Raw genomic sequence first — 2306 nt, forward strand, 5'->3', positions numbered from 1 at the left:
TGAATAATTATTTATTGAGAGCTTCACGAGCATGTTTTTGATCTAAGCTATGTTTGAAAAATTCAAAAAATACTTTTTGCTGTTTTTCGTCCAAAAGCATCTCTGCAATTCTTTTTTCAAAATCCACCATTTTTTCACCCTCAATTTTTAAGTGCTTATATTTTTTTTCACGAGCAATATTGAATACATTACTTTTGAATGGCGTGAAATTTTTCTTACTGCTGTAATCAATAAATATGTGATCATCAATTGTGTATTCTTTCTTTTTTTCTACTGGTGCAGTTGGTGCGATTTGTTTAGAACCGAATCCTAGCTTTTCTAAAAACGGATAGAACTTTCTGAACTTTTCAGGCTCTAAAAGCATGTCTGCTATGCGTTTCGCAAAATCTTGAAAGGATTCTGTACCCTCAGAGTATTTACTCATTTCAGGCATTTCAGACAGCTTGTGAGCAAATAGAAAGCGTTGCGGATCTGTCATTTTGGTGAATAGATCGGGCGTGTTTTGATCTCGTTGTGTAGATATTGTTTTCTCAGAAATTGCCGTTTGTTTTTGCTTAAACTTGAATGAAAATCCTGTAATAGAACGTCCTGTTTTATGCTGTTCGACTTTAATTTTAATGTCGGTTTTTTCGTTAATTTGAGTGATTGCAGGCTCTAAAACACGGCTTTTAAAATTATTCATTTGCTTGTATTCAGTATCAAGAACACCAAGCTTTTTTCTAAATTCATTTATTTCAATAATAGGCGTTTTGCCTGTGCTACGCCAAGCAATCAATAGCTCATAAAGCCTTATTGCATAACCGCTTGATAGTCCAGAAACCTGTTGTATGTCGTACTTTGTAAATTCTTTTTCTAAGCGTGTAATCAATGGAATGATGGCAGGAGCAAAGATAATCTCGACTTTTGCCTGTTCATCAATATAAGCAATTTGTGAAACCCAACGACTTTGAATATTAGCTATAGCCTTTCCTCTAGGTTCTTGATATGTGAAATATCTTGAAAACAGTGCCTTACATGCACTTTTCAAGCCTTCGTAAGCTGTATTCCTATGTGCTGAAAACTGATTAATATAGCTTTCAGCATGAATAGTTAAAGGGTCATTTGCATTAATGCCTTTGCCACTTTGACGGGCTTCAATGATTGCTAAAAGTATTAATCTTTGTTCGACCAAATCGAGATTGTAACTCGCATTAATTAACGCATTATCTTTAACAACTAAATCACCCATTCCATTACCCTATTTATTAATGTTGTTATTGTTACACTAACAAACTATGTATCAATATGCACGGAAAATGTAGCTTTATAAACTCGATTTTTCATTTTTTTGCACGGAAAATGTAACGGTATTGCACGGAAAATGTAGCTTTATGAGGCTTGAAATGCACGTATAGCAAGGCTTTCAGCGTGTCTAAAAGCATTTAAAAGCTTAAAAGATTATTAAAAGCCAAAAAAAAATTAAAAAGCATTTAAAACTGCCCTATGTTTTCGCTTCGCTCAAACTCTATTGAATCTCGCTTCGCTCGATTCCTGGGGGCAGTTTTTTCAAATATCCACTAGGACGCTAAAAACAAGAATGGATTCGCTTCGCTCATAAGGCTTTATGCTCGCTTCGCTCGTCATGGAGCCAGTGGCTAAGTCGCTTTGCTCTGTAAATCTCGTTATGAAGCAACAGGGAGCTTGTAATCAGGGAAAAGGCAGGGGGCGAATTTTTATAACGCTCAGTCGCTCGTAGACACTCGCTCGGCTAATTGATCAATTTGTTTAGTTGTTCTTCAAAATCTTGCTTGTTTAAATCACCTGAAACGTACTGATCATATAGTTTTTGATGATCTTCAGTGATTTCTAAATCGTAATAAGTTCGATCTGATTTCTTAAAAAACACTTCTTCCAAACGGTTATTTCTTTCAGCATCAGTTAATTTCATGCTCTAAATGCTCCTATTTTGCGCTTATTGGTGTTTTTAGCCCCGTTTGGCTAGGTTTCCCTGTTTTTAGCAAAAATGCGCTTAAATGCGATTTTAGGCCGTTTTTGAGCTATGGGGCGAAATTTGATATTGGCACTTCGCTAACAAGCAAATTTTTAGCGGTTTGGAGATTTATCATTTTCCGACAGCAGGAGGGAATGCACGCTTACGCGTTTCTCTCCGAGAAACAAAAAAACACCCTCTAAAAATACCAAAAATAAGCCCCAAAAATTTGGGGCGTTTTGCAGGGATTATTGGAGGAATGAATAATTATTTATTGAGAGCTTCACGAGCATGTTTTTGATCTAAGCTATGTTTGAAAAATTCAAAAAATACTTTT

At 35.6% G+C, this 2306-nt stretch carries 1 protein-coding gene and 1 pseudogene; both read right to left on the bottom strand.

Annotated elements, in window-relative coordinates:
* Positions 1-304: 304 nt before the first annotated feature.
* Positions 305-1228: pseudogene (repM, locus tag VXP95_RS15360) on the bottom strand (replication initiation protein RepM); the annotation flags it as partial.
* A 519-nt stretch (positions 1229-1747) separates the two neighbouring features.
* On the bottom strand, positions 1748-1927 hold the full coding sequence (locus VXP95_RS15365; protein WP_005134116.1) for a hypothetical protein: 180 nt from the start codon (positions 1925-1927) through the stop codon (positions 1748-1750).
* Positions 1928-2306 lie beyond the last annotated feature (379 nt).

This window comes from Acinetobacter sp. 226, from assembly GCF_048147925.1.
In the GTDB taxonomy this organism is placed as follows: domain Bacteria; phylum Pseudomonadota; class Gammaproteobacteria; order Pseudomonadales; family Moraxellaceae; genus Acinetobacter; species Acinetobacter pecorum.